General features: G+C 62.5%; 14 protein-coding genes. 11 read left to right on the top strand and 3 right to left on the bottom strand.

Annotated elements, in window-relative coordinates:
• Position 1 precedes the first annotated feature (1 nt).
• Positions 2 to 760, top strand: a complete 759-nt coding sequence (gene cobM, locus HJB83_RS26650) for a precorrin-4 C(11)-methyltransferase (protein ID WP_221132936.1) — start codon at positions 2 to 4, stop codon at positions 758 to 760.
• A gap of 31 nt (positions 761 to 791) precedes the next feature.
• On the opposite strand, the gene HJB83_RS26645 is transcribed toward cobM, so the two are convergent.
• Together HJB83_RS26645 and HJB83_RS26640 are read right to left on the bottom strand one after the other, a co-directional pair.
• Positions 792 to 1,625 carry a TIM barrel protein gene (locus HJB83_RS26645; RefSeq protein ID WP_221132935.1) on the bottom strand — a complete coding sequence of 278 codons (834 nt, stop codon included), beginning with the start codon at positions 1,623 to 1,625 and terminating at the stop codon, positions 792 to 794.
• 161 nt (positions 1,626 to 1,786) lie between these two features.
• The gene (locus HJB83_RS26640; RefSeq protein ID WP_221132934.1) at positions 1,787 to 2,815 is read right to left on the bottom strand and encodes a LacI family DNA-binding transcriptional regulator; all 1,029 of its coding nucleotides are present in this window, start codon (positions 2,813 to 2,815) and stop codon (positions 1,787 to 1,789) included.
• Between the two features lie 133 nt (positions 2,816 to 2,948).
• Here HJB83_RS26640 and HJB83_RS26635 point away from each other — a divergent pair, with 133 nt between their 5' ends.
• From HJB83_RS26635 to HJB83_RS26595, 9 genes are all read left to right on the top strand, one after another.
• On the top strand, positions 2,949 to 4,037 hold the full coding sequence (locus HJB83_RS26635; RefSeq protein WP_221132933.1) for a fatty acid desaturase family protein: 1,089 nt from the start codon (positions 2,949 to 2,951) through the stop codon (positions 4,035 to 4,037).
• Between the two features lie 21 nt (positions 4,038 to 4,058).
• Positions 4,059 to 4,373 carry a MocE family 2Fe-2S type ferredoxin gene (locus HJB83_RS26630; RefSeq protein WP_207585408.1) on the top strand — a complete coding sequence of 105 codons (315 nt, stop codon included), beginning with the start codon at positions 4,059 to 4,061 and terminating at the stop codon, positions 4,371 to 4,373.
• 11 nt (positions 4,374 to 4,384) lie between these two features.
• Positions 4,385 to 5,611 carry an NAD(P)/FAD-dependent oxidoreductase gene (locus HJB83_RS26625; RefSeq protein ID WP_207585407.1) on the top strand — a complete coding sequence of 409 codons (1,227 nt, stop codon included), beginning with the start codon at positions 4,385 to 4,387 and terminating at the stop codon, positions 5,609 to 5,611.
• 29 nt (positions 5,612 to 5,640) lie between these two features.
• Positions 5,641 to 6,453 (top strand): 3-methyl-2-oxobutanoate hydroxymethyltransferase, encoded by an 813-nt coding sequence (locus HJB83_RS26620; protein WP_221115585.1) that lies wholly within the window; start codon positions 5,641 to 5,643, stop codon positions 6,451 to 6,453.
• A 68-nt stretch (positions 6,454 to 6,521) separates the two neighbouring features.
• Positions 6,522 to 7,451 carry an NrtR DNA-binding winged helix domain-containing protein gene (locus tag HJB83_RS26615; protein WP_221132932.1) on the top strand — a complete coding sequence of 310 codons (930 nt, stop codon included), beginning with the start codon at positions 6,522 to 6,524 and terminating at the stop codon, positions 7,449 to 7,451.
• 69 nt (positions 7,452 to 7,520) lie between these two features.
• On the top strand, positions 7,521 to 8,492 hold the full coding sequence (gene nadA, locus HJB83_RS26610; protein ID WP_207585404.1) for a quinolinate synthase NadA: 972 nt from the start codon (positions 7,521 to 7,523) through the stop codon (positions 8,490 to 8,492).
• The gene (locus HJB83_RS26605) at positions 8,489 to 10,030 is read left to right on the top strand and encodes an L-aspartate oxidase (protein ID WP_221132931.1); all 1,542 of its coding nucleotides are present in this window, start codon (positions 8,489 to 8,491) and stop codon (positions 10,028 to 10,030) included. The genes nadA and HJB83_RS26605 overlap by 4 nt, the downstream gene beginning before the upstream one ends.
• The gene (gene nadC / locus HJB83_RS26600; protein ID WP_221132944.1) at positions 10,008 to 10,895 is read left to right on the top strand and encodes a carboxylating nicotinate-nucleotide diphosphorylase; all 888 of its coding nucleotides are present in this window, start codon (positions 10,008 to 10,010) and stop codon (positions 10,893 to 10,895) included. The genes HJB83_RS26605 and nadC overlap by 23 nt, the downstream gene beginning before the upstream one ends.
• Before the next feature lie 86 nt (positions 10,896 to 10,981).
• Positions 10,982 to 11,368 carry a VOC family protein gene (locus HJB83_RS26595; RefSeq protein WP_221132930.1) on the top strand — a complete coding sequence of 129 codons (387 nt, stop codon included), beginning with the start codon at positions 10,982 to 10,984 and terminating at the stop codon, positions 11,366 to 11,368.
• A gap of 205 nt (positions 11,369 to 11,573) precedes the next feature.
• Here HJB83_RS26595 and HJB83_RS26590 read toward each other — a convergent pair whose 3' ends face one another.
• Positions 11,574 to 12,119, bottom strand: coding sequence for a cysteine hydrolase family protein (locus HJB83_RS26590; protein ID WP_221132929.1), 546 nt, complete (start codon positions 12,117 to 12,119; stop codon positions 11,574 to 11,576).
• A gap of 96 nt (positions 12,120 to 12,215) precedes the next feature.
• Between HJB83_RS26590 and HJB83_RS26585 the strand changes: the two genes are divergently transcribed.
• A complete protein-coding gene (locus HJB83_RS26585) occupies positions 12,216 to 13,235 on the top strand; it encodes a GlxA family transcriptional regulator (protein WP_221115579.1) in 1,020 nt (339 codons plus the stop codon).
• The last annotated feature ends 133 nt before the right edge of the window (positions 13,236 to 13,368 follow it).

Here is a 13,368-nt window from a genome sequence, read left to right as displayed (position 1 = left end):
GATGACGGTGCATTTCATCGGCGCGGGGCCGGGTGCTGCGGATCTGATCACGGTGCGTGGCCGCGACCTCATCGCTCAATGCCCGGTCTGTCTCTATGCCGGTTCGATCGTCTCGCCGGAACTGCTGCAATATTGCCCGCCGGATGCGCGTATCGTCGATACCGCGCCGATGTCACTCGACGAGATCGAGGCGGAATATCTGCGCGCCGCTGCGGCCGGACAGGACGTCGCCCGGCTGCATTCCGGCGATCTCTCGGTCTGGAGTGCGGTGGCCGAGCAGGTACGCCGGCTGCAAAAACACGGCATCGCCTATACGATGACGCCTGGTGTTCCGGCCTTTGCGGCGGCCGCCTCGGCGCTCGGGCGCGAGCTGACAATCCCATCAGTGGCTCAAAGCCTGGTGCTCACCCGCGTTTCCGGTCGCGCCTCGCCGATGCCGAACGACGAAACACTGGCGAAATTCGGCGCAACCGGAGCGACGCTGGCGATCCATCTGGCAATCCATGCGCTGAAGCAGGTGGTGGAGGAATTGACGCCGCTTTACGGTGTCGACTGCCCGGTGGCGATCGTCGTCAAGGCCTCTTGGCCGGACGAGCGCATCCTGCGCGGCAGGCTTTCCGATATCGAGGCAAAGGTTGCGGCCGAACCGATCGAGCGCACGGCGATCATCTTCGTCGGCCCTTCGCTCGCCGCGGAGGATTTTCGCGAGAGTTCGCTCTATGATCCGGCCTATCAGCGCCGGTTCAGAGGCCGGGAATAGCGGCTGCATAGTCCTGACGCCGTTGGCGGGATCAGGACGCTTTGCTCCGGTCCCAAACCCGCGCGGTCAGATAATCCATGCTGGCGCGAAGCGCGCCGGCCGGGTCCTTGACCGCATGCACTTCGGCTGCGAAGGGCTCGAAGGAGAACGGACCCTCATAACCCGCCTGCAGCAGCGCCTTGATCTGCCCGGCATTGTCGAGCCGGTCGTCGCCGTCGACGAGCACGCGATGGGAATCGCGCATATCGGCAACGGAAACGGCAGGGTCACTAACGCCGGAGATGTGCACGAGGCCGGAAAGCTCCGGGAAGGTCGCTGCTTCGCCGGCAAGGTGATGGTGGAAGGTGTCGTGGACGAGCTTGAAGGTCGATTGCGCGCCGAGTTCCTTGATCGCCTCGGCCGCCTCGCTCTTCGAGCGCAGCGAGCAGATCTCAAAGCCGAGCGGCTCAACGAGACCGATAATGCCGGCCTTTTCAAGCATCGGCTTCAGCGCCGACAGAGACTGGCGCAGATTGGCCTGCCGTTCACCGTCGGCACAGCCGGTGCCGTCGTTCTTCGGAACCAGCACGAGCGCCTTGGCGCCGCAGGCGCTGGCATAATCGATCAGTTCCTGCGCTTCCCCAGCGCGGGTTGCATTCCACTCGTTGAAACGCTGCAGGGCGTTGATCGAGATGATCGTCAGCCCATGGCGGGCGGCCGCTTGCCTGATCGCTTCGGGCCTGGTGCCGTCAAGGATGGCATTGCCGGAAAGGTCGTTGCGGATTTCGACCGAGTCGATGCCGAGCGATTTGGCCAGCGCGAAAAATTCGTCGATCGCAAGCGACGGCGCGGCCATATGGTTGAGCGCAAAGCGGATCGAAGTCATGACGGATATATCCTCCTCGTCTCCGCAGCATGAGCGGAGCAGTCCTGTGATTGGGTCGGCGAATCTCTATCGGAATTCGCGTGGCAATCCATCGGTCTTCGCCGCCGTCGGCTTTCATTTCTGAAAGAATTTCAGCCGAGATGATAGAATTCCATCATTTCTCAAATGTTCTCTGAGATATGAATATCGAAGGGCAGGAAGAACTGTCCGGGAACAGCCGTTTCGCTGTTTTCGATCGCGCTCGTCATCAGCACCATCAGCTCTTTGCAAAGCGCGGGCAGGGGCGTGCCGATCGCCATGGCGACGATATCGTCGGCAAGCCCCGCTTTGCTGTCTGGCGTCAGCTCATTGACGACGAGGACGATCTTGCCGCCGAGACTTTCTTCACGGATCGCCGAGATCGCGCCCTCCATGCCGCCGCCACAGACATAAAGGCCGACGAGATTGGGATGTTTCTGCAGCAGCGTCAGCGTCGCCTCATGCGTGATCTCGGGCGTGTCGAGGTTGATCAGCGTATCGATGACGTCGAATTCCGGTGCGTTTTCACGAAAATAGGAGCGAAAACCGATTTCCCGCAGCTCATGGCCGTGAAAGCGGTGGCTGCCGACGAAACAAGCGACCTTGCCGGGCGCTCCGGCTGTTTTGGCAATCACCCAGGCAGCGGTGCGGCCGACCTTGCGGTTGTTGACCCCGACATAGGCATTGCGCACGCCTGAGGCGAGGTCGGAGAGCAGCGAGAAGACCGGGACGCCTTTGTCCTTCAACTCCTCGATGGCGGTCGTCACCGCCGGGTAGTCGGGCGCGACGAGCGCAACGGCCTGGTTGCGGGCGCCGAGTGCCTTCAGCTTCTCGACGATCGCCGCCGGTGTCGCAGCCGAGGGAAAGTCGATCTGCGTTTGGATGCGGGCGCTGGTCACCATACGCGCTGCGGTTTCGATCTCGCGCACGAAGCTCTGGTAGAAGGACTGCGTTGGTTTCTGCAGCAGGAAAGCGAGCTTGTATTGCGGCAGATCTTCGAAGACGCGCTGCCGGATCAGGCCGACGGCGTGATAGCCGATCGACTGCGCCGCGTCATAGACCCGCCGCGCCGTTTCCTCCCGCACGCGGTGACGGGCGTTGAGAACCCGGTCGACGGTGGCGACGCTGACGCCGGAGGCGCGGGCAAGATCGGATATTGTCGGGCGGCGCATCGGCGGTCCTGATGGATTCAATCATTTATGCAAGCCACTCTTGATGGCTTTTGATAGATTGCATCAAGCCTGCATTGAGTGCCTCCCAAAGTCAACCTATCCTCGCCGGCAACAGCATAACGGGAGGCGGATGATGGCGACCCAGACAAGGAAACGTGACTACGACCTGCTCGGCGAAAGCGGCCGCACCGCCGTCGAGACCGGGCTGGCAGCAGCGCAATGGTACCACACCGACGTTGCGCGCAAGGAGATGAAGGCGCTGATGCAGCGCTCCGATGCGCCGGCGATCCGTGACACGGTCATCTGGCTCGGCAGCATGGCGGTTCTTGCCGGGCTCGGCGTCTATTTCTGGGGGTCATGGGTCGCGCTGCCCTTCTTCCTCGCCTATGGCGTGCTCTACGGCTCGGCTTCCGACAGCCGCTGGCACGAATGCGGTCACGGCACCGCCTTCAAGACGCGCTGGATGAACGATGCGGTCTACCAGATCGCCTGCTTCATGATCATGCGCAATCCGGTGACCTGGCGCTGGAGCCATGCGCGCCATCACACCGATACGGTCATCGTCGGCCGCGATCCCGAAATCGCCGTCATGCGGCCGCCCGATCTCTTCCGCGTCACCCTCAACTACTTCGGCATCCTCGACGTCTGGCATGCGCTGGTCGACATGCTGCGCAACGCCTGCGGCGTCGTCAGCGCCGCGGAAAAGACCTTCATTCCCGAGATCGAACAGCCGAAGGCGATCCGCATCGCCCGCATCTGGCTGGCGATCTATCTCGCCACGATCGCGGCTGCCATCGCCATGGGTTCGATCCTGCCGTTGATATTGGTCGGCTTGCCGCGCCTTTACGGCGCCTGGCACCATGTGCTGACCGGCCTGCTGCAGCATGGCGGCCTTGCGGACAACGTCATCGACCATCGGCTGAACAGCCGCACGGTCTATATGAACCCGATAAGCCGCTTCATCTACTGGAACATGAACTACCATGTCGAACATCACATGTTTCCGATGGTGCCCTATCACGCGCTGCCCCAACTGCACGCGATGATCAAGCATGACCTGCCGGCGCCGAACCCGTCGATCTGGTCCGGCTACCGCGAGATGATCCCGGCCTTCCTGCGCCAGCTGCGCAACGAGGATTATTTCCTGAAGCGCGAACTGCCGACGACCGCACGGCCCTATCGCGAGGAATTCCACAACGAGCTGGCCCCGGCCGCGCAATAATCACGATTAAGGGAGGACATAATGAGCGGAAATTGGATCGAGGTCTGCGGCAAGGACGAGATCGACGAAGAGGATGTCATCCGATTCGATCATGGCGGGCGCACCTTTGCGGTCTATCGCAGCCCGGACGACGAATTCTTCGCGACCGACGGGCTTTGCACGCATGAACATATTCACCTCGCCGACGGCTTGGTGATGGACGAGATCATCGAATGTCCGAAACATAATGGCCGCTTCAACTACAAGACGGGCGAAGCCAAGGGCGCACCGGTCTGCGTCAATCTCAAGACCTATCCGGTCAAGATCGAAGACGGTGCCGTCTTCATCTCGCTCTGAGGGAGGCCGGCGTGGCTCATTTCGTCATCCTGGGAGCCGGCGAATGCGGTGCGCGCGCTGCCTTTGCCTTGCGGGAAAAAGATTTTGACGGCGAGATAACGCTGGTCGGCGCCGAACCCCTCCATCCCTATGAACGGCCGCCGCTTTCGAAGGCGGGTTCTGCCGATGCCACCGATCCGAAATTCATCGCCGCGGTGGAAAAATACGCGGAGAACGGCATCGGGCTGCTAACCGGCCTGGAGGCGAGGGATCTCGACACGGCATCCAAGAGCGTGACGCTTTCGGACGGGATGACGCTCTCCTACGACAAGCTTCTGCTGGCGACCGGCGCAGCCGCGCGTTCGTTCCCCGGCGCGCCGGAGGGTAGCCCGCATTTTCGCTCGCTGCGAACCCATCATGATGCGGCGGCGCTGCGTGATGTCATGAAGCCTGGACGGCATATCGCCATCATCGGCGGCGGATTCATCGGGCTGGAACTTGCGGCGACGGCGCGGCTGCTCGGTGCCGACGTCACCGTCATCGAGGGGCTGGAACGTGTGCTGAAGCGCGGCGTGCCGGAGGAGATCGCCCATCTCATCACCGAGCGCCACCGCGCCGAGGGCGTCGATATCCGCTGCGGCGTCTCGATCGCGGCGCTGACCGACGAAGGCGGAAAAGCCGTGATCAGATTGTCGAGCGGCGACGTGATCGAAGCCGACCTCGCCCTTGTCGGCATCGGCGCGCGGCCGAATGTGGAGATCGCCGAAAAGGCAGGGCTCACGATCGAAAACGGCATTGCCGTCGACACCTACCTCCAGACATCGGCCCCTGACGTCTTTGCGGCCGGTGACTGCTGCTCCTTTCCGCTGTCGATCTATGGCGGCCGGCGGGTGCGGCTTGAATCCTGGCGCAATGCCCAGGAGCAGGGCACATTGGCAGCGGCCAACATGCTCGGGCTCAATGATGCCGTTTCATCGGTGCCGTGGTTCTGGTCGGACCAATATGACATGACGCTGCAGATATCAGGCCTTGCCGAAGGGGCTGCCACGCATCAGCGCCGCGAGCTCGGGGCAGGCGCCTTCATTCTCTTCCATCTCGACGCCGACGGACGATTGATCGCCGCAAGCGGCATCGGGCCCGGCAATGCGGTGGCGCGGGACATCCGCCTCGCCGAAATGCTGATCGCGGCGCGCGCTCATCCGGACCCGGCGGCACTTGCAGCCAGCGACATCAAACTGAAATCCCTCTTGGCCGCATGAGCCTCCCGATATTTTCAAAGGAATTGACGATGAAGAAACATAAGCGCGCGACGGTCGCCGATCTGCTTGCCGAAAAGGGCAAGCGCCAGCTCACCATGCTGCGCGTCACCTCGCTGGAAGAGGCGGAAGCTGCCGAAAAGGCGGGGATCGACATCGTCTCCGTACCGCCTTCGCTGCTCGGCCCGGTCTTTCGCGAAATCGCTCCCACCCCCTTTGCCATTCCGGGGCTCGAATATGGCGATCTTGTCTCGGCTGAAGATTATCTGCGCGCCGCCTTTACGGCGCTGAAGGCCGGCGGCGATGCGGTCTATTGCGCTGCAAGCCTGCAGACGATCCGACGCATGCGCGACGAGGGCATCCCGGTCTGCGGCCATCTCGGGCTGATCCCGTCGAAGGCGACCTGGACCGGCGGTTTCCGCGCCGTCGGCAAGACGGCGGCAACTGCGGCCGAGATCTGGCGGCAGACCAAGGCGCTGGAAGAGGCCGGCGCCTTCGCCGCCGAAATCGAAGTCGTGCCGGGCGACGTCGCTGCCGCCATCAGCAGCAACACCTCGATGCTGATGATCTCCATGGGCGCCGGCAGCGGCTGCGACGCGCAATATCTCTTCGCCGACGACGTGCTCGGCGCCAATCGCGACCACTATCCGCGCCATGCCAAGATCTATCGCGACTTCGCCGCCGAACACGACCGGCTGCAGCGCGAACGCATCGCCGCCTTCACCGAATTCGCCGAGGATGTCCGGACCGGCGCCTATCCGGAGAAACGCCATCTCGTCGGCATCGACGAAACAGAGCTGAAGATTTTCCTGGATGGGCTGGCCGGCGAGACGGGAAATAGCTGAGGGCAATGCCGATCTGATCGTTGCCTTCGCTTCCGCTCCATTGGCTTCCGTCCCGGCCTGTGTCAGGAATGACCCATTCGGAACGGAGTATTCGGTCCCCTGTGACGATCGGCTTTGCGCATGCGGAATTGATTGCGGTGCTCGTCGCGGTGACGGGGGACGAGCCGCGCGTGATGACCATCCGCTCCGGCAATGCGCTGCCATCAGGCCCTTTCGAAATGGGCCATCGCACCTTGCAATCGGGCCTGCGCGAATGGGTGCAGGAGCAGACCGAGCATCCCGTCGGCTATCTCGAACAGCTCTATACCTTCGCCGACCGCGACCGCAATAACGACATCCCGGGCGGGCGGACGATCTCGATCAGCTATCTCGGCCTCGTCAACGAACAGTCGGGTGCCGGCCGGCCGGGATGGCATGGCTGGTACGAATACTTCCCCTGGGAAGACCATCGGCAGGGCCGCCCAGTCGTGCTTGACGAGATCATGGCGCGTCTAAAGGTCTGGGCCGATGCCGATCCGGCCCGGCGCGACCATCGCCATCGCCGGGCCGATTTCACCTTCGGCCTCGACGGCGGCGGCTGGAATGAGGATCTCGCCTTGCAGCGCTACGAATTGCTCTATGAAGCCGGGCTCGTTTCCGAAGCCGGATGTGCTGGCGAAGCCAATCTCGGCCGGGCGATGTTTGCCGATCACCGCCGCATTCTAGCGACCGGGATCGCCAGGCTGCGCGCCAAGATCAAATACCGCCCCGTTGTCTTCGAACTGATGCCGGACAGCTTTACCCTCTTGCGGCTGCAGCGCACCATCGAGGCCTTGGCGGGTCTGACGCTGCACAAGCAGAATTTCCGCCGCCTGATCGAACAGCAGGAACTGGTCGAGGAAACCGGCGGCAGGGAAAGCGAAACCGGCGGCCGGCCGGCCAAGCTCTTCCGCTTCCGCCACACGGTGCTCGAAGAACGCGCGCTGGCCGGAACGAAATTACCGCTCTCCCGCAATTGACATATGCTCATCGTGAGAATATCTATTTGCCTATGATATGCTCAACTAGAGCATAATTAGGAGCCGGTCATGAACCACCCTGTTTCCGCATCCTCGCTCTACCAGCGCGTCAGCCGCGTCATTCCCAAAGCCGAATGGATGTCGTTCGAGAACGACGTCGACGCCATCCTCGAGCTGAAGCGCCGCCGCAACGCCGTCATTCTGGCGCACAATTATCAGACCCCGGAGATCTTCCACGGTGTGGCGGATATCGTCGGCGACAGCCTGGCGCTCGCCCGCAAGGCGATCGAGGTCGATGCCGACGTGATCGTGCTGGCCGGCGTGCATTTCATGGCCGAGACCGCCAAGCTGCTGAACCCCGAGAAAACCGTGCTGATCCCGGATCTCGGCGCCGGCTGCTCGCTGGCGGATTCGATCACGCCAGAGGATATTGCGCTCTTGCGCCAGGCCCATCCCGGCGTGCCCATCATCACCTATGTCAATACCTCGGCCGCGGTGAAGGCCGCCTCCGACATCTGCTGCACCTCGGGCAATGCCAAACAGGTGGTGGAATCGCTCGGCGTGCCGAAGGTGCTGATGATCCCGGACGAATATCTGGCGCGCAACGTCGCCCGCGAGACTGACGTCGAGATCATCGCCTGGCACGGCCATTGCGAGGTGCATGAACTCTTCACTGCAGAAGACGTGCGCCAGCTGCGCGAAAACCATCCCGGCGTGACGGTGCTCGCCCATCCCGAATGCCCGCCCGAGGTCGTGGCCGAAGCGGATTTCGCCGGCTCGACCGCGGTGATGTCGGACTATGTCGGCAGCCGAAAGCCGGCCCGCGTCGTGCTGCTCACCGAATGCTCGATGAGCGACAATGTCGCCGTGCATCATCCCGACGTCGAGTTCATTCGCCCCTGCAATCTCTGCCCGCATATGAAGCGGATCACGCTTGGCAATATCCGCGCCGCCCTTGAGGAAAACCGCCACGAGGTGACGGTCGATCCGGCGATTGCGGTGGCCGCGCGCCGCGCCGTCGAGAGGATGCTGGCGATATGACCGAGGTTTTCGACCATCTTGCCGGACGCACGGTGATCGTCGGCAGTGGCCTTGCCGGACTGATGACGGCGCTGACGCTGGCGCCTGAACCTTCCGTCATCGTCACCCGTGCCGCCCTTGGCGCGGAAACGTCGAGCGCCTGGGCACAGGGCGGCATCGCCGCCAGCATGGGCGCCGACGACAGCGCGGCGCTGCACCTTGCCGACACGCTTGTCGCCGGCGACGGGCTCTGCGATCCGGCCGTGGCCGCCGGCATTATTGTCGAGGCGCCGGCAGCGATCGCCGCGCTGGAACAAGCCGGGGTGCGTTTCGACAGGAATGCCGCCGGCGAACTCTCGCTTGGGCTGGAGGCCGCCCATAGCCGCCGCCGCATCGTCCATGCCGAAGGCGACGGCTCGGGTGCGGCGATCGTCGCCGCGCTGGTGCGGGCGGTGATGCAGACGCCTGCCATCACCGTGCTCGAAGGCTTCGAGGCGCGGCGGATATTGATGGACGGCGAGCAGGTGGCCGGCCTGCTCTGCGCGACCGCGAAGGGGGCGGTCATCCTGCCGACGTCGAAGGTGGTGCTCGCCACTGGTGGCATCGGAGGGCTTTACGACGCGACCACCAATCCGATGGGCAATTTCGGCCAGGGCATCGCGCTGGCGGCCAGGGCAGGTGCAGATCTCGCCGACATGGAATTCGTCCAGTTCCATCCGACGGCGCTCAATTCCAGCCGCAGGCCCTTGGCGCTCGTCAGCGAAGCGGTGCGCGGCGAGGGGGCCGTGCTCGTCAACGAACGCGGCGATCGGTTCATGGCCCGCATATCAGGCGCCGAGCTGGCGCCGCGCGATGTGGTGGCGCGCGCCATCAGCGCCGAAATCGCCCGCGGCGGCAAGGTCTTCCTCGACGCCCGCGATGCGCTCGGCAGCCGGTTTGCCGCACGCTTTCCCGTCATCTCGACCCTTTGCGGCGAGGCCGGCATCGATCCGGCGAAAGACCTCATTCCGGTGCGCCCGGCCGTTCACTATCACATGGGCGGCGTTGCCACCGACGCCAATGGCCGCAGCTCGGTCCCCGGTCTCTGGGTCGCCGGAGAGGCGGCCTCGACCGGCCTGCACGGCACCAATCGGCTCGCCAGCAATTCGCTGCTGGAGGCGGCGGTGATGGGCATGCGGGCAGCGCGCGACATATCGGGCTTGCCGGCACGGGGGACCAGCGCCGTCCTCGCCGAGGAGCTGCCGGTGCCGACCGATGCATCGCTCGTCCGGCCGATCGTCTCGCGCCATCTCGGCGTGTTGCGCAATGCCGGCGCCGTGCAGGGCGCGATCGCCGCCTTGCTGCCGCTTGCCGAAGGCGACGGCCCTGCCGCCGATCCTGGAACCGTCGCGCTGCTGATCGCCGTCTTTGCCAGCCTGCGGATGGAATCGCGCGGCGCCCATGCCCGCACCGATTTTCCGCTGAGGCTCGGCGCTGCCAACCGGCGAAGCATGCGCCTTTCCCAAGCGCTGGAGATCGCTCGTGCCACCCCGCCCTATGCCCTTGCCAGGAGTGCCTGAGATGAGCCTCGTTCCGCTTCCCCGCCTGATCGTCGAACCCTTGGTCCGGGCGGCCCTGCTCGAAGATCTCGGTCTTGCCGGCGATATCACCTCGGCGTCGGTCATCCCCCGTGATCATCGTTCGACGGTGGTGATGGCCGCCCGCCAGCCGGGCGTAATCGCCGGTCTCGATGCGGCCGAACTCGCTTTCACTCTCGTCGATCCGGAGATCGTCATGCGCCGCCAGCTCCAGGACGGCGATGCGGTCAAGCCGGGCGACGTGATCGCCACCATCGAAGGTCCCTCACGCGGCCTGCTGACGGCTGAGCGCACTGCGCTGAATTTCCTCGGCCATCTCTCCGGCATTGCGACGGTGACGGCAGAGATTGCCGGCGCCATCCGCGACACCAAAGCCTCCGTCGCCTGCACGCGCAAGACGACGCCGGGGCTCCGGGCGCTGGAGAAATATGCGGTGCGGGCCGGCGGCGGCATGAACCACCGTTTCGCGCTCTATGACGCGGTGCTGATCAAGGACAATCACGTCGCAATCGCCGGCGGCGTCACCGAGGCGATCCGCCGGGCACGGGCCGGCGTCGGCCATTTGGTGAAGATCGAGGTCGAAGTGGACACTCTCGACCAGCTGCGCGAAGCGATGGAGACTGGCGTCGACGCCGTTCTGCTCGACAATATGACGCCCGCTCAACTGCGCGACGCCGTCGCCATCGTCGCCGGCCGGGCGATCACCGAGGCCTCCGGCCGGGTCACGCCGGCAACGGCTGCCGCAATCGCGGCTTCCGGCGTCGACCTCATTTCCGTCGGCTGGCTGACGCACAGCGCCCCGGTGCTGGACATCGGGCTCGATTTCGTCGGGGCGGCGGTGAACTGACGATCATGACACCATAAATAGCAGTTGCGCGAAATCGGATGCCGATATAGAACAAACAAAGAACGTTTCGCAAATCGGAGGTTTACGTGATCGATCACACCGGAATCACCGTGAGCGATTTCGCGCGCTCCCAAGTATTTTACACCGCCGCTCTTATGCCGCTCGGCTACAGGTTGCTCAAAGATCTGGGTGTTGCTGCCGGCTTCGGTGTAGCAGAAGGTTTTGGCCGCAGCTTGGATCCGGGCGGTGATTTCTGGATTTCCCGAGTCGAACTGCATCATCCCCGCGTCCATATCGCCTTCGCTGCAGAACGTCGTGCTGTGGTGGACGCTTTTTACAATGCCTCTCTGTCCGCCGGGGGGACGGACAACGGTCCGCCCGGACTGCGCCCGCATTATCATGCAGATTACTATGCTGCCTTCGTCCTCGACCCTGACGGCTACAACATCGAGGCGGTTTGCCACCTTCGATAAAGCAGAGACGATCGGCGGCTTTGTCCAGCTGCAGCCGCAGTCCCACTTTCGGTTGAAGGTGTAAACTATCGAGTGCCTTGATCCGTGTCAGGTCTTTCGGGCGCCATCTACCTCGCGGTTGCAAGAGCATGGCCGCATCGGGGCGGACGCGGGCAGCACTCTCGACAACGCGATCGTCAGCGCCGATGTCCTTCGTCGACGCACATTAAGCTGACAGTAGTTCGCTCACGGCAAGGACCTTACCGTAGCCAGCAGCAAGCGCGCCCATATATGCGGCATGAACCTGCGCGGCCGAGATGAGCTGGCCATCAAAACTGAGATCACGGGTGGCGCAGGCGTCATGGACGATGATGGTGTCATAGCCGTAATCAACAGACGCACGGCTGGTGGCATCGATGCACATATGGCTCATCGCGCCGACCAGCACGACCTCCTGGATACCTTCTGCGTCCAGCTGCTGCTTCAGGTCCGTTTCCCGGAATGAGTTCGGATAGTGCTTTGTGATGACGGTTTCACCGCTCTTTGGTTCAACGGCTGGTATGAAATCGACACCCGTTGTGCCCCTCGCAAAAAACGGAGCATCGGCTCTGCCTTCGTGGCGTATATGGATCACCCTGTCCCCGGATGCGCGTGCGGCGTCTAACACTTTGACTGCATTGGCAGTTGCCTGATCAATTCCGACAAGAGCGTGTCTTCCCGATGACAGATAATCCTTCTGAAGGTCGATGGCGATGATTGCACGCTTGCTCATGTGATTGTTCCTTTTCAATTCGTCAGGTGCCCTGGATATCCGCTTCTCCCTTGTGATAGGAGTGGCGATATCGACAAAGTTCGGGGTGATATTGCCATGAGACAGTTTCCGACAGAAATCGGTATCCTGGTCTATCCAGGCTCGCAGGCGGCGGCAGTCCTGGGCATGACCGACCTCCTGACTTACGCTGAGAGACAAACCAGACTGCAAACCGATGGCAAAATGCCTTCGCTAAGGATCACGCATTGGCAAAAAGAGCCGAACGACAGCATTCCAACGTGCATTTTCGACACCTCGCCCGGGAAAGAGAACGCCCCGAGCGTCCTCGTTATCCCACCCGGTTTAGGAGAGCTTGCTTCGAAAGAGACTGCGAGTGAATATTCCAAATGGCTGCATGCGCTTCACGCGCAAGGCACCTGCCTTGCCTCAGTGTGCAAAGGGGCCTTCCTACTTGCAGAGACCGGATTGCTGACCGGTCGAACCGCAACCACGCATTGGGCTTATGAAGAGGAATTCCGATTGCGGTTCCCGAAAGTTGTCGTCGATACTGATCGGCTCATCATCGATGACGGTGATTTGATAACGGCAGGCGGCGCCATGTCATGGATCGACCTGACCCTCAGACTTGTCGACCGTTTTCTCGGCCCATCCATCATGATCAGCACAGCGCGCGCATTTGTGATTGACCCCCCGGGGCGCGAGCAAAGGAACTACAGCGCCTTTTCACCCAGGCTCGATCACGGAGACCTGGCTATTTTGAAGGTTCAACATTGGCTTCAGGCGCATGATGGCAAGGAGATGAGTCTTGCCGCTTTGTCCGCTCAAGCAGGACTTGAGCGGCGGACGTTCATTCGTCGCTTCCAAAAAGCGACGGGACTCACAACGGGGGATTACATCCAGCGGCTTCGCGTCGGCAAGGCACGCGAGCTTCTGCAGTTCGGCAAGCTGCCTGTCGAAAAGATCGCGTGGGAGGTCGGTTACAACGATCCGAGCGCTTTTCGTAAAGTTTTCGGCAAAATTACAGGTCTTTCTCCCGGTGACTATCGACAGCGCTTCGGTGTCAAAGGGGCCGAACAAGCGCCTTACAAAATCAGTGGCAGGCCGACTCCATATTGAAATATATTTGGTGACAGTGCCGCATCGGCACGCGAATCGTCTCTCATGGAAAATATCGGCAAAGCATCTTCTCGGCGAGCGACACGTGAAAATGCAAATATTCGCTGAAACTTCTTCTTTTACCGCTATGCGC

The organism is Rhizobium sp. NZLR11, assembly GCF_019685115.1.
Taxonomy (GTDB): Bacteria; Pseudomonadota; Alphaproteobacteria; order Rhizobiales; family Rhizobiaceae; genus Rhizobium.
This window is presented reverse-complemented; position numbering and strand designations above follow the sequence as displayed.

Excerpts from the sequence above, each read along its gene's own strand:
- HJB83_RS26605 (WP_221132931.1), top strand. The coding sequence starts at position 8,489 with ATGACCGAGGTTTTCGACCATCTTGCCGGACGCACGGTGATCGTCGGC.
- nadC (WP_221132944.1), top strand. The coding sequence starts at position 10,008 with ATGCCCTTGCCAGGAGTGCCTGAGATGAGCCTCGTTCCGCTTCCCCGC.
- HJB83_RS26640 (WP_221132934.1), bottom strand. The coding sequence starts at position 2,815 with ATGCGCCGCCCGACAATATCCGATCTTGCCCGCGCCTCCGGCGTCAGC.
- HJB83_RS26645 (WP_221132935.1), bottom strand. The coding sequence starts at position 1,625 with ATGACTTCGATCCGCTTTGCGCTCAACCATATGGCCGCGCCGTCGCTT.
- HJB83_RS26635 (WP_221132933.1), top strand. The coding sequence starts at position 2,949 with ATGGCGACCCAGACAAGGAAACGTGACTACGACCTGCTCGGCGAAAGC.
- HJB83_RS26620 (WP_221115585.1), top strand. The coding sequence starts at position 5,641 with ATGAAGAAACATAAGCGCGCGACGGTCGCCGATCTGCTTGCCGAAAAG.
- cobM (WP_221132936.1), top strand. The coding sequence starts at position 2 with ATGACGGTGCATTTCATCGGCGCGGGGCCGGGTGCTGCGGATCTGATC.
- nadA (WP_207585404.1), top strand. The coding sequence starts at position 7,521 with ATGAACCACCCTGTTTCCGCATCCTCGCTCTACCAGCGCGTCAGCCGC.
- HJB83_RS26585 (WP_221115579.1), top strand. The coding sequence starts at position 12,216 with ATGAGACAGTTTCCGACAGAAATCGGTATCCTGGTCTATCCAGGCTCG.
- HJB83_RS26590 (WP_221132929.1), bottom strand. The coding sequence starts at position 12,119 with ATGAGCAAGCGTGCAATCATCGCCATCGACCTTCAGAAGGATTATCTG.
- HJB83_RS26615 (WP_221132932.1), top strand. The coding sequence starts at position 6,522 with ATGACCCATTCGGAACGGAGTATTCGGTCCCCTGTGACGATCGGCTTT.
- HJB83_RS26630 (WP_207585408.1), top strand. The coding sequence starts at position 4,059 with ATGAGCGGAAATTGGATCGAGGTCTGCGGCAAGGACGAGATCGACGAA.